The following is a 15650-nucleotide window of genomic DNA, read 5'->3' on the forward strand; positions in this document are numbered from 1 at the left end:
GATATAGATGATCCCGGACACTGCGACATCACGCAGAGTCCGGGATCGTTATATGCGGCGGTATGAGTTTAGGGGTGTGTTCGGGCGGTGATGTCGGACGGTGATGTCGGACGGGATTATCCCTGGAAATAACGTGTGGTGAGTTTTTGACAATTATTTGCAATTGTGAGTGCATTTGAGTAACTTTGTGGCTCAAAACCGAACATACCGATATCAAAAGATATGGACAGAAAGACAATGGACGCGGCCGCCAACAATATCAGGGTGCTTGCCGCAGCGATGGTCGAAAAGGCCAAATCGGGACATCCCGGCGGATCGATGGGTGGAGCCGACTTCGTCAACGTGCTCTACTCGCAGTTTCTGGTGACAGATCCCGATGATCCGACATGGATAGCCCGTGACCGGTTCTTTCTTGATCCGGGACACCAGTCGCCGATGCTTTACGGCGTCCTGGCTCTGACAGGCAACTACACTATGGAGGAGCTGCAGCAGTTCCGCCAGTGGGGCAGCGTGACTCCCGGACATCCCGAGGTCAATCCTCAGAGAGGCGTTGAGAATACTTCGGGTCCGCTTGGCCAAGGTCACACGATGGCAGTCGGCGCGGCTATCGCCGAACGTTTCCTCGCGACCCGCTTCGGCGACTGGATGCAGCACAAGACATACGCATTCATATCCGACGGCGGTATTCAGGAGGAGATCTCCCAGGGTGCGGGACGCATAGCCGGATATCTGGGTCTGAGTAACCTGATAATGTTCTATGACAGCAACAAAGTTCAGCTTTCGACCGATGTTGACGCTGTCGATAATGAGGATTATGCAGCGAAGTACCGCGCATGGCACTGGCATGTGATAGAGTGTGACGGCACTGATCCTGAAGCTCTCGCCGGTGCATTGCGTAAGGCTCATGCCGAGCGTCACAAGCCGACTCTCATAATCGGCCATACGGTGATGGGCCGCGGTTGTGTGACAGCCGACGGCTCGAATTTCGAAGGCCAGTGTTCGACTCACGGCCAGCCGTTGAGCAAGAGTGGCGCCGATGTCGACAAGACTATAGAGAATCTTGGCGGAGATCCGAAGAATCCTTGGGTGATCCGCGAGGAGGTGAAGGCTCTTTATGAGGCACGCCGCAGCGAGTTGCGTGCGATCGTGGCACGCCGCCGCGAGGAAGAGAAGGCCTGGGCTGCCGCCAATCCTGAAAAGGCGCGTCAGCTGGCCGATTTCATCGATGGTCTTCTTCCGCAGATCGACTACCGTTCGATCGTTCACAAGGCCAATGTGGCCACACGCACGGCTTCGGCCGACGTGCTGACCGAGCTTGGCAAGAAAGTGAAGAACATGATAGTGTCGAGCGCAGACCTGGCCAATTCCGACAAGACCGAAGCTTTCCTCAAGCAGACAGGTGCTTTTGCTCCCGGTGATTTCAGCGGGGCGTTCCTGCACGCAGGCGTAGCGGAGCTGACAATGGCTTCGATCATGAACGGCATTGCCCTTCATGGCGGCATGATCGCTGCATGCGGCACATTCTTTGTGTTCTCCGACTATATGAAGCCGGCTGTCAGACTGGCGGCTCTTATGGAGCTTCCGGTGAAGTATGTGTGGACTCACGATGCTTTCCGCGTCGGCGAAGATGGTCCCACCCATGAGCCTGTGGAACATGAGGCTCAGATGAGGCTGCTCGAGGAGCTTCACAATCTCAATGGCCGCCGTTCTCTGCTTGTGCTCCGTCCGGCTGACAGCGCCGAGGCGACAATAGCCTGGGAAATGGCTATGGAGAACAAACATACGCCGACCGCTCTCATACTCACGCGTCAGGATGTGCCTGATCTGAAGCCGGTTGGTGCTGACCGCTACGAGGAGGCTCTTCAGATGAAGAAGGGCGGATATGTGGTGCGTAAAGCTGCAAATCCCGATGTCACTCTGGTGGGTAACGGCTCGGAAGTGTCGCTGCTGTGTGATGTCGCCGTGCTGCTTGAGGCCGAGGGTGTCAGAGCGCAGGTGGTGTCGGTTCCGTCGATCGGTCTGTTCCTTGACCAGCCGGCTGACTATCGTCAGAGCTGTATTCCGGAGGGTGTGGCTGTGTTCGGACTGACTGCGGGTCTGCCTTCGACTCTGCGTGAAGTCGTGGGTGTAGGCGGACAGGTGTTTGGTCTTGACCGCTTCGGTGCATCGGCTCCCTACAAGGTGCTCGACGAGAAGTTTGGCTTCACGCCTGAGGCCGTGCTGGAGCGCGTAAAGAATTTTATCGGTCGTTGACCGAGGTTGTATGGAAGCTAATTCGTGAAATATAAGATCAGTGGTTATATTTATATCACAAAATGAGTGCAAAGGTTAATAATTCAAGAAATTTTAGTTAACTTTGCACTTCAAATTACACGTTTCATTTTTATAAACATCACAAAAGCTATGTTCAAAAGAAGTATTCTTGGCCTTGCTTGCGCCATGCTTTTCGGTGCATCGGCCTTTGCGCAGGAAGCACCTCAGACGGTGCAGGACCCTTCGCAGGGTTACCTGTTCAATCGCTTCTCTAACAATTGGTTCGTAACCGGTGAAGGTGGCGTAGGTGTAATGTTCTCGAAGTTTGACTCTGAAGAGGGTCTTGGCAAGAGAATTGCTCCCGCTGCGTCGATCTACGTCGGCAAGTGGTTCTCGCCCATCATCGGTCTTCGTCTGGGTGGCAACTACATACAGATGAAGGGCCTTTCAGAGGTTCCTGTTTGGCACGACGTTCGTTATGACAACCAGTACTGGAAGCAGAAATTCAACGAGTTCGGTGTAGTAGGTGACGTAATGGTCAACCTCACCAACTGGTGGTGTGGCTATCGCCCCGACCGCATCTACAACTCGACCGTTTATTTCGGTGGTGGCGCTTACTGGACCACTGCTTATCTCGGCGGCGAGTGGAAAAACGCTCACAACTTCAACACCTCGCTCCGCGCAGGCTGGATCAACTCGTTCAACGTATCGAAGGCTGTACAGCTCTTCCTCGACGTTCGTTTCAGCACTTTCGACGGCCCGCAGGAGACTGTGAAGTTTGAGAAGAAGACAGTAGGTGACCTGCAGGCTTATGTAGGTGTTACCTACAACTTCAACAAGCGCACCTGGGACGCTCCCGTTGTTCCGGTTTGCCCCGAAGTTCCCGACTGCAGCGCCATCGAGGCTCGTCTGCAGGCTGCCAACGCCCGCATCGCCGACCTCGAGCGTCAGCTCCAGGACTGCCTGAACCGTCCGGTAGAGAAGGCTGAGTGCCCCGCTATGCCTCTGACCACCATCTACTATCCTATCGGCAAGTCGAGCCTTTCGACCCGTGAGGTGAACGTGCTCCGCGCTGTTGCTTCTGTAATGAAGGAGAGCGGCAAGACTTACACTCTCACCGGCTGGGCCGACAACTACACCGGCACCGACGCTATCAACACCCGTCTGCGTCACGCCCGTGTAAACGGCGTTCAGCGTCAGCTCGTTCGCTTCGGTGTGGCTGAGAGCCAGCTCAACGCTACTGTCGACAACGGCAACCTCACCGACCTCGGTGAAAAGGCTGTGCAGCTCGACCGCGCAGTGACCATCGTTGAGAACAAGTAATCCATCCAGTCAAGGATAAAACGAGCGGCGTGCCCCACGGGGCGCGCCGCTTTGTCGTTGTATGTATCCGTGGGGAGATCGGACGGCGATGTGGCGGTGTGTTGGTGTGTGGCCGATTCAGTCGCGGGCGGCTACGATTGTGTCGAGAAGATTGAGAGTGGCGTCGTCGAGGAGATCGAGCACGAGCTCGAAACCTTCCGCTCCCTCGTAGTAGGGGTCGGGTACATGATCGTAGCGGGTGGCGAGGCTGAAAAAGGCCGACATGGGGATTACCTTGGCCATCGCTTCGGGTGAGGGCGCCATGCGCCGTAGATTGGCTATATTCGAGGCATCCATGCCGATGATTATGTCGAAGTCGGTAAAATCTGACTCGCAGACCTGACGGCAACGGTGGTCAAGCGACAGACCTCTTCGGCGGGCGTGGGCGCGCATCCGTGAGTCAGGCAGCGATCCGATGTGGTAGCCTCCTGTGCCGGCCGAGTCGATCAGAAACGATTCGGACATGTGGCGGCTGTCGACAAGAGCCTGCATCATGCCGTGTGCGGCAGGTGATCTGCAGATATTGCCGAGGCAGACAAAAAGTATGCGGACGGGGCGTTGGGCTGGTATCGGAGGGAGTTGCGTGGATGGAATGTTCATATGGATGTTGTCGTTTGATGTTTCTGAAGGGTGACAAGGTCGTCGATTATTTCGGCGGCGGCAGTCGACGCGGCCCGACTCGTTCCGAGCCGTCGGCGGATTTCCGTGTAGCCGTCGAGTTGTCGGCGTCGTCCGGGCGCACCTGAGAGTATGTCGGTGAGCCGGTCGTTGACTTCGGTCACGTTGCAGTGATGGAGGAGCATCTCCGGGATCACCGGTGCGTCGGCTATGAGGTTGGGGAGGGATACGTAGCGAGTGTGTATCAGTCGCTTCATGATCGCATAGGAGAGTCGCGATCCGTTGGCGCGATAGCATACAACCTGTGGCGTCGCGGCGAGTGCGCATTCGAGCGTGGCTGTGCCGGAGGTTACGAGTGCGGCTTCTGCTGCCGCCATGAGCCGGAATGACAGGTTGTCGATGACCGGGAACGAGGTGAACTGTGTGTAGAACGCAGGGTCTATTCCGGGTGCTCCGGCCACGACGGGCTGTAGGCCGGGATGAAGCGACGCTACCGCCTGCATGACGGGAAGATTGTTGCGGATCTCGCCTTTCCGGCTTCCGGGAACGAGCGCAAGCAGCGGCAGATCGGAAGTCACTCCGGCTGCACGGCGTATTTCGTCGGGGGTGGGGCGGCTGATGAGTCGTGCGTCGATCTCTTCGAGCGAGGGGTTGCCTACGTAGCGGGCGTCGATGCCGTGGCTCTGGAAGAATTCGGTTTCAAAGGGAAGTATCGAGAGCACCCTGCGCACGAGTCGCCTGATCGTTTTGACGCGGTATTCTTTCCATGCCCAAACTTTGGGTGCGATATACCAGTAGACCGGTATTCCGAGGTCGTGGGCATGGGCGGCGAGTTTCAGGTTGAAACTCGGATAGTCGATAAGAATGAGGCATGAGGGGTGCTCGCGGCTCACGGCTTCGCGTGCGGTGCGCAGATTGGCGAAAACCTGCGGCAGATGGCGGATGACTTCGCTGAATCCCATGTAGGCCATGTGGCGGTAGTGGATCAGCGGTGGCGTGGCCGCGGCTTCGGCCATGAGGTCGCCGCCGAGGAATGTGAAGCAGGCCTCATTGTCGAGTGTGCGTATGGCCGCTATCAGTGGTGCGGCGTGTAGATCGCCGGATGCTTCGCCGGCCGAGAGGAAATAGTGCATCGGTTATGTCGGTGATTACATGCCATGTGCAAATCAGGCTATCGCACAAGTGGCAAATACGCATCAAATTTAGTAAATTTGCCATTAATTTTGCATCAATCAACCGATAAAAATCAACCATATGAATATGACAGTCCTGAAAGTACGGCTGATCGCCGTAGTGGTTTTATCAGCTCTCTGTGTGTCGTCGGCTGCAGCGGCTGATATGGACGGCCGCACGGCAGCGCGTATCAACGATGACTGGAGTTTTCGGTTTGCAAGCCAGGTGAGCGGTCGCGGCATACGTGTCGATCTGCCGCATACGTGGAATGCCGGCGACGCCCTGTCGGGCAATGCGGCCTATCAGCGTACAACCGGTGTGTATGAAAAGCGACTGAAATATGATCCGTCATGGAATGGACGTCGTGTGATACTACGGTTTGAGGGTGCCAATCAGAATGTGGCCGTGTGGGTCAATTCACGCCTGGCCGGCACACATAAGGGTGGCTACACAGCTTTTGCGATGGATATAACCGATCTGCTGCGTGAAGATGCCGACAATCTGCTCACTGTGAGGGTGAGCAATGCGCTCGATCAGGATGTGATGCCGCTTGTGGGCGATTTCAATATGTATGGCGGCCTGTATCGCGACGTGTGGCTTTATACGGTCGATCCGCTCCATGTCAGTCTGGCCGATTACGGCTCGAAAGGTGTGTATCTCACTCAGAAAAGTGTCAGCCGCGAGCGCGGCGATGTGGAGGCTGCCGTAGTGGTGTCCAATTCCGGGCTCGAGGCTACATCGGGTAAGGTCAAGGTGACAGTGGCCGACGGAAGCCGTATAGTGGCGTCGGGCGAAGGCCGCTTTGACTGTCAGGCCGATTCTTCAGTAAGGGTCACGGTTGATCTCAGTATCAAAAACCCGCATCTGTGGGATGGCCGCAAGGACCCGTTCATGTATGAGGCTACAGCCGTCGTGACAGACGCTGATGGAAATGTGACGGATCGTGTCAGCGAGGCGCTGGGACTGCGGTGGTTTGGTGTCGATGCGGACAACGGTTTCATGCTGAACGGGCGCAGCTATCCGCTCAGGGGCGTTTGCCGCCACCAGGATCGTGCGGAGCGAGGCAATGCGTTGCTTCCGGAGCATCACCGCGAGGATGCGGAGATAATAAGCGAGATAGGGGCGACGGGCGTAAGGCTTGCACATTATCCGCAGGCCGAGGAGTTCTACGGGCTGATGGACCGGTATGGCATTGTGGTGTGGGCCGAGATTCCGTTTGTCGGCCCCGGCGGATATCTGGACCGTGGATATACGGCCTCGCCGGAGTTTCACGCCAACGGTCGCCAGCAGCTTGTGGAGATGATAAGACAGCATTACAATCATCCGTCGATATGCTTCTGGGGTCTTTTCAACGAGCTGAAGACCCATGGTGACAATCCGACGGCTTACGTCGGAGAGCTTAACGAGCTTGCTCATGCCGAGGATCCGACGCGTCTGACCACCGGCGCAAGCAATATAGATGCATCCGATCCGCTGAGTTTCACGACCGATCTGATCGCTTGGAACAAATATTACGGTTGGTATGGCGGTTCGGCCCGCGATCTTGGCAGATGGCTCGATGACACCCACAAGCGTCACGGCGACCTGCGGATAGCAATCAGCGAATATGGCGCGGGGGCGAGCATATATCATCAGCAGGATAGCGTAAAGCCCGGTATTTTGTCGGGTATGTGGCATCCGGAGAATTATCAGACGGAGTTTCACCGCCAGAACTGGCAGGCTATCGCGGAACGACCATACGTGTGGGGCTCGTTTATATGGAATATGTTTGACTTCGGAGCCGCCCACCGTACGGAGGGTGACCGCTACGGAATCAACGACAAGGGGCTTGTGAGCTTTGACCGCAAGGTGAAAAAAGACGCGTTTTATTTCTATAGAGCCAACTGGAACGATGAGATCCCGACTCTTTACATCGCCGAGCGTCGTCATGACATAAGAAGTTCGGAGCTGACTGATGTGACTGTATTTGCGAGTCATCCGGAGGTGGAGCTGCGGCTCAACGGACGCTCTTTAGGCAAGATGACTCCTCAGGGGCTGTCGACATTCGTGATGAAGGGCGTGAGGCTTGTGCCGGGTGTCAACGTGGTTGAAGCCTGTGCCAAAGACGGTTCGGTCGATCGTGTGGAGTGGCGTCTCGAACGCCAGTGATCTGTAAGAAAAGGACAAACTGTATAAACCGATCCCGCATGGCTGCGGCTGCCTGAAAAATGAAGGGCTGTCATGGCGCCATGTGGGAATTTTTGCGTATTTTTGCGGGATAAATCAACATCGAGAAGGCAATGGGACAGTTCTGGAAGCTGCTTGGGCGCTATGTGCCCCCTTATAAAGGATATCTTATACTGAGCATGATCTGCAATCTTCTTGCAGCTGTGCTGACGCTGTTCTCGTTTGCTGTGATAATGCCGATCCTCGAGATGCTGTTCGAGCTTAACGACAGGACTTACGAATATGTGGCTTTGTCGGGTGTGTCGGTGAAGGATCTGGCCGACGTGGCCGTGAATGATTTCTATTATGTCACCCAGCAGGCGATCGGGCGTTTCGGTCAAAGCAATACTCTGGCTCTGCTGGGGGTGTTGCTGGTGGTGATGACGGCGCTGAAGACGGGCGTCACATATCTGGCATCGTACTTTATCATTCCGCTTCGTTCGGGTGTGGTGAGAGATATACGCAATTCGCTATACGATAAGGTGGTGAGCCTGCCGATAGGATTCTTCACCAACGAGCGCAAGGGGGATGTCATGGCCCGTATGAGCGGCGACGTGCAGGAGGTTGAAAGCTCTATAATGGCCTCGCTCGACATGCTTTTCAAGAATCCGGTGATGATCATAGTGTGTCTGGGCATGATGCTTGCCATCAGCTGGCAGCTGACGGTGTTCGTGCTGATCCTGCTCCCTATCGCGGGTTTTGCCATGGGCAAGATCGGCAAGAGCCTGAAGCGGAAGTCGCTTCAGCTTCAGAACCAGTGGGGCGGCATACTGAGCAATATAGAGGAAACGATCGGTGGCCTCCGTATAGTGAAGGCTTTCAATGCGGAGAAAAAGGTGAGAGCGCGCTTCCGGACGGGGACACAGCGGTTTTATTTGCTGTCGAATACGGTGGCCCGCCGTCAGTCGCTGGCCCATCCCATGAGCGAGTTTCTCGGAACGGCCACAATCGCGATCGTCCTGTGGTTTGGCGGCACACTGATATTGAGCGGCAACGCCGGCATCGACGCTCCGATGTTCATCTACTATCTCGTGATTTTCTACAGCATAATCAATCCGGCCAAGGAGCTTTCGAAGGCGGCCTACAGCATACAGAAGGGCATGGCTTCAATGGAGCGCGTGGACAAGATACTGAAGGCGGCGAATCCGATCGCCGATCCGGCAGACCCGGAGCGGCTGACAGTGCCGACGGAGGGTCGTGTGAGATATGATCATGTGACGTTCGGCTATGATCCGGAACATCCGGTGGTGAAGGATGTCAGTCTGGATATAAAGGCCGGCGATACGGTGGCTCTCGTGGGGCAGAGCGGCAGCGGCAAGTCGACTCTTGCCGATCTGCTGCCACGGTTCTATGATGTGCAGGGCGGCTCTATAGAGGTCGACGGGCACGATGTGAGGAATCTGCGCGTGCATGATCTGCGTTCGCTGATGGGCAATGTCAACCAGGAGGCAATACTGTTTAACGACACGTTCTACAACAATATAACTTTCGGCGTGGAGAACGCCACTATGGAGCAGGTGACCGAGGCTGCACGAATAGCCAACGCGCATGACTTCATAATGGCTTCGGAGCATGGCTATGATACCAATATAGGCGACCGGGGTTGCCGTCTGTCGGGCGGACAGCGTCAGCGCATATCAATAGCCCGCGCTATTCTCAAGAATCCTCCTATCCTTATCCTCGACGAGGCCACTTCGGCGCTCGACAGCGAGAGCGAGCGGCTTGTCCAGCAGGCTCTCGACCGTCTGATGAAGGATCGCACAACGCTGGTGATAGCCCACAGGCTGTCGACCATAAAGAATGCCACGATGATATGTGTGCTCCATGAGGGACGCATCGTGGAGCGTGGCACGCATGACGAGCTGATGGCTCTTGACGGTCACTACCGACGGCTGGTGGAGATGCAGTCGGTCAAGGACTGACAATCCGCGCAGGATTTATGATTTGAACTTTATCACAGTTATATGCATTATATGATCAACCGGTCGATTGTGTCACTTGTAGTCGACGCAAGTGTCGACGAAAATTATTATATTTGTCGAGCGCAAGCGAAAAGCGGATGTATTTATCGAACAAAGTTGCCGGGACTGACCAACAAACCTATACTTGTCGGATGACAAGATAAAACATCCCAGTATACACTTTACAAAACATGTTAATGAATCTATGGTATGGCCATGTCGTGAGATAAGGCCATATTTTTTTGTCGGCAGTGCTCCGCTACGGATAAAAAAAACGCTGTGTCAAAATCGGTGTTTTGACACAGCGCGTTTGTATGGTGGAGGGGGATGTGCTGATTTTCCGTAGGTGGATTACTCTGCGGAGTCGGCTTCCTTCATGTTGTGGAATACGTTCTGCACGTCTTCGTCGTCCTCAAACTTGTCGAGCAGCTTTTCGATCTGTGCGCGCTGCTCATCGGTGACTTCCTTGAGTTCGTGGGGTATGCGCTCAAATTCGGCACTTACGATCTCATAGCCGTTTTCTTCGAGGTATTTCTGTATGTTGGCGAATTCCTCGAATGCGCCGTAGGCAACGATTTCCTCTTCGTCGGCTTCGAGCTCGTCGACGCCGTAGTCGATGAGTTCAAGTTCGAGTTCTTCGAGATCCATTCCGTCCTTGGGTTTGATCTTGAAGACGCTCTTGTGGTCGAAAAGGAATGCGAGTGAGCCTTGTGTGCCGAGGTTGCCTCCGTGTTTGTTGAAGTAGGATCGGACGTTGGCTACTGTGCGGGTGTTGTTGTCGGTGGCGGCTTCGACCACGATGGCTATTCCGTAGGGTCCATAGCCTTCATAAACGATCTCCTTGTAGTCGCTGGAGTCTTTTTCTGTGGCTTTCTTGATGGCGCGTTCTACGGTGTCCTTGGGCATATTGGCCGCTTTGGCGTTCTGCATCAGTACGCGCAGACGCGGATTGGTGTCGGGATCGGGACCGCCTGACTTGGCGGCGATGGTGATTTCCTTGCCTATGCGCGTGAACGTACGCGACATATTGCCCCAGCGTTTGAGTTTTCTGGCTTTGCGGTATTCAAAAGCTCTTCCCATTGCTTTGTTGTTTTATTGTTGTTTTCGTATGTTGTTGATGTATAGTTTATCGGAGTGTGGCGCCGGTGCGTTTGGCCAGATTGGCTGTGATGCGCTGCATGACGGCTTCGATCTGCTGGTCGACGAGTGTGCGTTCGTCGTCCTGGAGTGTGATCGAGATTGCGTAGGACTTCTTGCCTTCCGGCAGGTTCTTGCCTTCGTATACGTCGAAGAGTGTCACGTTGCGGAGCAGTCGCTTTTCGCTTTCGGCGACTGCGCGCTGTATCTGGTCGAATGTGACGGTGCGGTCGACGAGCAGGGCGAGGTCGCGCTGTACGGGCATCGTGCGCGGCAGCGGCGTGAAGGTGACTTTGCGTGCGGCAGCCATTTGTGTGAGTTCCTGCCATCGCAGTTCGGCATAGGCCACCGGCTGCTTGATGTCGAAGCGGCGCAGTGTGTCGGCGGAGATGATGCCCATTGAGCCGAGCTGTTTGCCTGACCGGGTGAGTATGTCGATTGACTTGGAGTAGATCTCTCCTTCGCCCTGCTGGAGCTTGATCTCGCGCTCGGTGATGCCGAGGCGTGCGAGTATGTTGGCCACGGCTGCCTTAAGGTCGAAGAATGTGGATGGCTGCGCCGGACGCGCCCAGTTGCCGGGGCGGATGTTGCCGGTGATCCACAGTGCCAGACGCGATTCTTCGCGGTAGGGCGCGAGCGGGTGTTCTTGTGTGGGGGTGGCTTCGGGATTGAAGCTGTAGACATGGCCGAATTCATACATGGCCAGGTCGCTTATCTTGCGGTTGATGTTGTAGGCGAGCGATTCGAGTCCGCCGAACAGCAGCGTCTGGCGCATGACGCAAAGGTCGGAGCTGAGCGGATTGAGCAGTTGGACGCAGTGGTCGAGCGGCATCTGCTGCAGGTTGGCGTAGTATGATTCGGAGGTCAGTGAGTTGTTGAGTATCTCGTTGAATCCCTCGGCGGTGAGCTGCTGGGAGATGTTGACTTTCAGTGTGTGGTCGATGTCGGTGGCCGAGCGGTAGGAGAGCGATGACTGCAGGGTGGTGCCCATCTCTACGTTGTTGTAGCCGTAGATGCGGAGTATTTCTTCTATGACGTCGCATGGGCGCCTGACGTCGACGCGGTAGGTGGCCACGCGAAGATCCATTGTGGCTGCGTCGGCTGATCGCGATGCGATGTCGATGTCGAGCGATTCGAGGATGGAGTCGACAGTGGCCGTTTCGATATGCTTTCCTATCAGATCGTCGATCTGCCGGTAGGAGAGTGTGACGGGGTATTTCTCCACCGGATCGGGATATATGTCGACCGGCTGGCCGCAGATCTCACCTCCGGCAAGCTCTTTGACCATGAGTGCCGCCAGCTGCAGTATGTACATGGTGGCGTTGGGGTCGGTGCCGCGCTCGTAGCGGAACGAGGAGTCGGTGGAGAGTCCGTGGCGTCGGGCTGTGTGGCGCACCGCGGTGGGGTTGAAGCATGCGCTCTCGATGAATATGTCGGTGGTCTGCTCTGTGACTCCGGAGTCGAGTCCGCCGAATACTCCGGCGATGCACATCGGTTTGGCTGCATTGCAAATCATGAGGTCGGATGCCGAAAGCTTTCGCTCCACTCCGTCGAGTGTGGTGAAGGGCGTGCCTTCGGGACAAGTCCTGACTTCTATGCTTCCGCCGTCGATTTTCGCCAGGTCGAAGCAGTGGAGTGGCTGGCCGAATCCGTGGAGTATGTAGTTGGTGATGTCCACGATGTTGTTGATCGGCCGCTGTCCGATGGCTGTCAGGCGATCGCGCAGCCATTTGGGGCTTTCGGCCACCTTGACTCCGCGGATGGTGACTCCGCTGTAGCGCGGGCAGAGCTCTGTGTCGCTGATGCTGACGCTTATGGCGCCGTCGGGGCGGTCGGAGCGGAATGCGTCGACTGAGGGGCGGATGACTTTTGCGCCCGGCGTGCGATGGCAGCTGAGCCATGCGGCGACGTCGCGTGCCACTCCGAGGTGTGATGCGGCATCGATGCGGTTGGGTGTGAGGTCGACTTCAAGCACGTAGTCGCTTTCGAGCCCGAAGTATTCGGCCGCGGGTGTGCCGGGCTTGACCTCTCTGTCGGTGATCACTATGATGCCGTCGTGAGATGCGCCTACTCCGATCTCATCTTCGGCGCATATCATGCCGAGCGATTCCACTCCGCGGATTTTTGACCGCTTGATGGTGAATTCCTTGTCACCGTCATACAGCTTTGTGCCGACAGTGGCTACAACTACTGTCTGTCCGGCGGCTACGTTGGGGGCTCCGCAGACGATCTGCACGGGCGCTTCCTCGCCGAGGTCGACGGTTGTCACGTGAAGATGGTCGCTGTCGGGGTGTGGCTCACATGTGAGCACCCGGCCTATGACCAGTCCGCGCAGCCCTCCGCGGATCGATTCCACTTCTTCGACCGATCCGGTTTCGAGTCCGGTGGAGGTGAGCAGCGATGCGAGCTCTTCGGGCGTGAGATCAAAATCCACGTATTGCTTAAGCCATTTGTAGGAAATATTCATGATGTATGATGCTAAATATCTGTTTTGTCGAGCTGTCGCGGCCGCAACAGCGTGCGATCCATGCAATGACAGCTACGGTTATTTTTTGGCGGTTGTCGATAAGAATTGTGCAAAGTTACGAAACTTTCACGAAAAATGGGTAACTTTGCACCCCGTAAACATCGGGCTTCAGCGCACAATGTCGTGGCTGAATGATGCGGCTTAAGGTGACTGACAGAGCCTCCATCCCGCCGCCCGAAGGCAAGCAGACAATAAATCAATATATAATCAATATAATAAACGTTTATGGATTTTACATGGTTGACGTCGCTGCTCGGCCCCGGTAACTACGGGCTTGCCAGTACGATCGTCCTGTACTCCTTCGTGATAGCGCTGGGTGTGTTTCTGGGCAAGCTGAAGGTGGCGGGGGTGTCGCTGGGAGTGACATTCGTGCTGTTTGTGGGAATTGTGATGGGTCATCTGGGCTATGTAGTGAACGCCGAGGTGCTTAAATTTATCAGAGAGTTCGGTCTGATATTGTTTATATTCTCTATCGGCATACAGGTCGGTCCGGGTTTCTTCGCGTCGTTCAAGAAAGGCGGCATGAGGCTCAATGGCCTGGCTGTCCTTGGAATAGCTCTCAACGTGCTTATAGTGCTGGCGATATATTACATCGACGGAAATACTCAGATCGAGGCTCTTGTGGGCGTGATGTCGGGTGCTGTGACCAATACTCCCGGTCTGGCCGCGGCGCAGCAGGCGGTCGACAATCCCGAGTCGATCAATATCATGGCCATGGGCTATGCGGCGGCATATCCTCTGGGTGTGTGCGGCATAATAGGAGCGATGTTCCTGATCAAGGCTCTGTTTGGTATACGTACCGAAAAAGAGATACAGCGCATCGAGGAGGAGGCCGCTCTCAACCAGCAGAAGCCCGACTTTATCTCGATCGAGGTGACCAACAAGCTTATAGACGGCAAGAATCTGCGTCAGATCCATGACATAATCAAGACGGATTTCGTGATATCGCGTATGATCCGCGCTACCGGCGGCGACATCATAATACCGACGTCGCAGACCGAGATCCATGTGGGCGACAAGATCTATGTGGTGATCTCGAGTCAGGATGTGGAGAATTTCGAGGCCGTGATAGGCGTGCCATACGAAATGAACTGGGAGGATGACGAGAATCAGACATCGGTGGTGTCGCGCCGCATTCTCATCACCAAGAGCGAATTCAACGGTGTGACACTCGGATCGCTCCGCCTCCATTCGGCCTACAAGCTCAACGCCACTCGTGTGAACCGTGCCGGCGTGGATCTGCTTGCCTCGCCCAATCTCCGGTTGCAGATGGGCGACCGCATAGTGGTGGTGGGCGATATCAACGACATAGAGCGTCTGGCCAACAAGCTCGGCAACTCGATGAAGCGTCTTAACGAGCCTAACATCATCACAATTTTCGTGGGCATACTGTTCGGTATAATCGTGGGTTCGATCAATGTGGGCTTCGGCATGAAGCTCGGTCTGGCCGGCGGCCCGCTCGTGGTGGCGATATTGCTCTCTCGGTTCGGCTACAAGTTCAAGCTGGTGACCTACACTTCGTCGTCGGCTTCGCTGATGCTACGCGAGCTGGGCATCTGCCTGTTCCTTGCGTCGGTGGGTATCTCTTCCGGTGCAGGATTTGCCGAGACGGTGTTCAATTCCACCGGTATGTGGTGGGTGATCTGGGGGTTCATCATCACTTTCGTTCCGCTGGTGGTGGTGGGCTGCATTGCCCGTGGGGTGTACAAGATCAATTTCTTGTATATCATGGGTATGTTTTCGGGCGGCTACACTGATCCGCCGGCTCTGGCTTATGCCAACGGCAGCACCGGCAGCGATATTCCGGCGGTGGCTTATTCTACAGTCTATCCGCTGACGATGTTCCTTCGCGTGGTTGCCGCCCAAGGCCTTATACTGGCTTTCCTTGGCTGACCCGGACTGAAAAGAAACCAAATCCGATATAGAAGGCGGTGTGCGAGGCTCGCGTGGAGCCGACACACCGCCTTTGGTCGTTTCGGGTGGGAGGAAATTACTGCTCCTTGCTGATGAATTCGCGGAGCTTTGCTTCAAGCTGGTCGGCCTGATGGAGTCCGTAGCCTCGCCATGCGGCTTCGCCGTTGACGAAGAGGATGAGCGTGGGGACGGATCGGATGTGGTAGGTGGCCGATAGCTCGGGGTTGCGGTCGACGTCGATCTTGATGATGTTGACCGAGTCGCCAAATGTGGCTTTGACCTGTTCGAGTATCGGGCCTTGCATCTTGCATGGGCCGCACCAGGTGGCGAAGAAGTCGACGAGTGTCGGCTTGGAATCTTTGATAATGTCGTTGAATTCGCTCATAGTATATTGGTTGTTTTGGTGTTATGTAAACCTAATAAGTAAGCATTCGGGTTTAAGCTCATAAATCATTCGGAGCTGAATTTTGCGAGTGGCTTATGTGAATGCTTTGATGTAT

The 15650-nt window shown here is 55.5% G+C and carries 10 protein-coding genes; 5 read left to right on the forward strand and 5 right to left on the reverse strand.

What is annotated here, in order from left to right:
* Positions 1-222: 222 nt before the first annotated feature.
* Positions 223-2253 carry a transketolase family protein gene (locus tag NF347_RS01355; RefSeq protein WP_107681726.1) on the forward strand — a complete coding sequence of 677 codons (2031 nt, stop codon included), beginning with the start codon at positions 223-225 and terminating at the stop codon, positions 2251-2253.
* A gap of 150 nt (positions 2254-2403) precedes the next feature.
* Positions 2404-3576, forward strand: a complete 1173-nt coding sequence (locus tag NF347_RS01360; RefSeq protein ID WP_107035119.1) for an OmpA family protein — start codon at positions 2404-2406, stop codon at positions 3574-3576.
* Between the two features lie 117 nt (positions 3577-3693).
* Here the strand turns inward: NF347_RS01360 and NF347_RS01365 are convergent, their stop codons facing one another.
* Positions 3694-4215, reverse strand: a complete 522-nt coding sequence (locus NF347_RS01365; RefSeq protein WP_107035118.1) for a low molecular weight protein-tyrosine-phosphatase — start codon at positions 4213-4215, stop codon at positions 3694-3696.
* Entirely contained in the window at positions 4212-5366 is a 1155-nt protein-coding gene (gene lpxB, locus NF347_RS01370; RefSeq protein WP_123542455.1) for a lipid-A-disaccharide synthase, read from the reverse strand. The genes NF347_RS01365 and lpxB overlap by 4 nt, the downstream gene beginning before the upstream one ends.
* A 121-nt stretch (positions 5367-5487) precedes the next feature.
* On the opposite strand from lpxB, the gene lacZ4 reads away from it, so the two are divergent.
* Both lacZ4 and NF347_RS01380 read left to right on the forward strand, forming a co-directional pair.
* Complete coding sequence (lacZ4, locus tag NF347_RS01375; RefSeq protein WP_237612972.1) at positions 5488-7554, forward strand: beta-glucuronidase LacZ4; 2067 nt, start codon at positions 5488-5490, stop codon at positions 7552-7554.
* 131 nt (positions 7555-7685) lie between these two features.
* Entirely contained in the window at positions 7686-9533 is a 1848-nt protein-coding gene (locus NF347_RS01380; RefSeq protein WP_107035116.1) for an ABC transporter ATP-binding protein, read from the forward strand.
* Positions 9534-9923: 390 nt separating this feature from the next.
* Here NF347_RS01380 and NF347_RS01385 read toward each other — a convergent pair whose 3' ends face one another.
* Together NF347_RS01385 and pheT are read right to left on the reverse strand one after the other, a co-directional pair.
* Positions 9924-10652 (reverse strand): YebC/PmpR family DNA-binding transcriptional regulator, encoded by a 729-nt coding sequence (locus NF347_RS01385; protein ID WP_107035115.1) that lies wholly within the window; start codon positions 10650-10652, stop codon positions 9924-9926.
* A gap of 46 nt (positions 10653-10698) precedes the next feature.
* Positions 10699-13242, reverse strand: a complete 2544-nt coding sequence (gene pheT, locus NF347_RS01390) for a phenylalanine--tRNA ligase subunit beta (RefSeq protein ID WP_338418702.1) — start codon at positions 13240-13242, stop codon at positions 10699-10701.
* A 219-nt stretch (positions 13243-13461) separates the two neighbouring features.
* Between pheT and NF347_RS01395 the strand changes: the two genes are divergently transcribed.
* On the forward strand, positions 13462-15129 hold the full coding sequence (locus NF347_RS01395; protein ID WP_107035112.1) for a putative transporter: 1668 nt from the start codon (positions 13462-13464) through the stop codon (positions 15127-15129).
* Between the two features lie 97 nt (positions 15130-15226).
* On the opposite strand, the gene trxA is transcribed toward NF347_RS01395, so the two are convergent.
* Complete coding sequence (gene trxA / locus NF347_RS01400; protein WP_107035111.1) at positions 15227-15535, reverse strand: thioredoxin; 309 nt, start codon at positions 15533-15535, stop codon at positions 15227-15229.
* Between the last annotated feature and the right edge of the window lie 115 nt (positions 15536-15650).

The sequence above is a fragment of the Paramuribaculum intestinale genome (genome assembly GCF_030759015.1).
Classification (GTDB): Bacteria; Bacteroidota; Bacteroidia; order Bacteroidales; family Muribaculaceae; genus Paramuribaculum; species Paramuribaculum intestinale.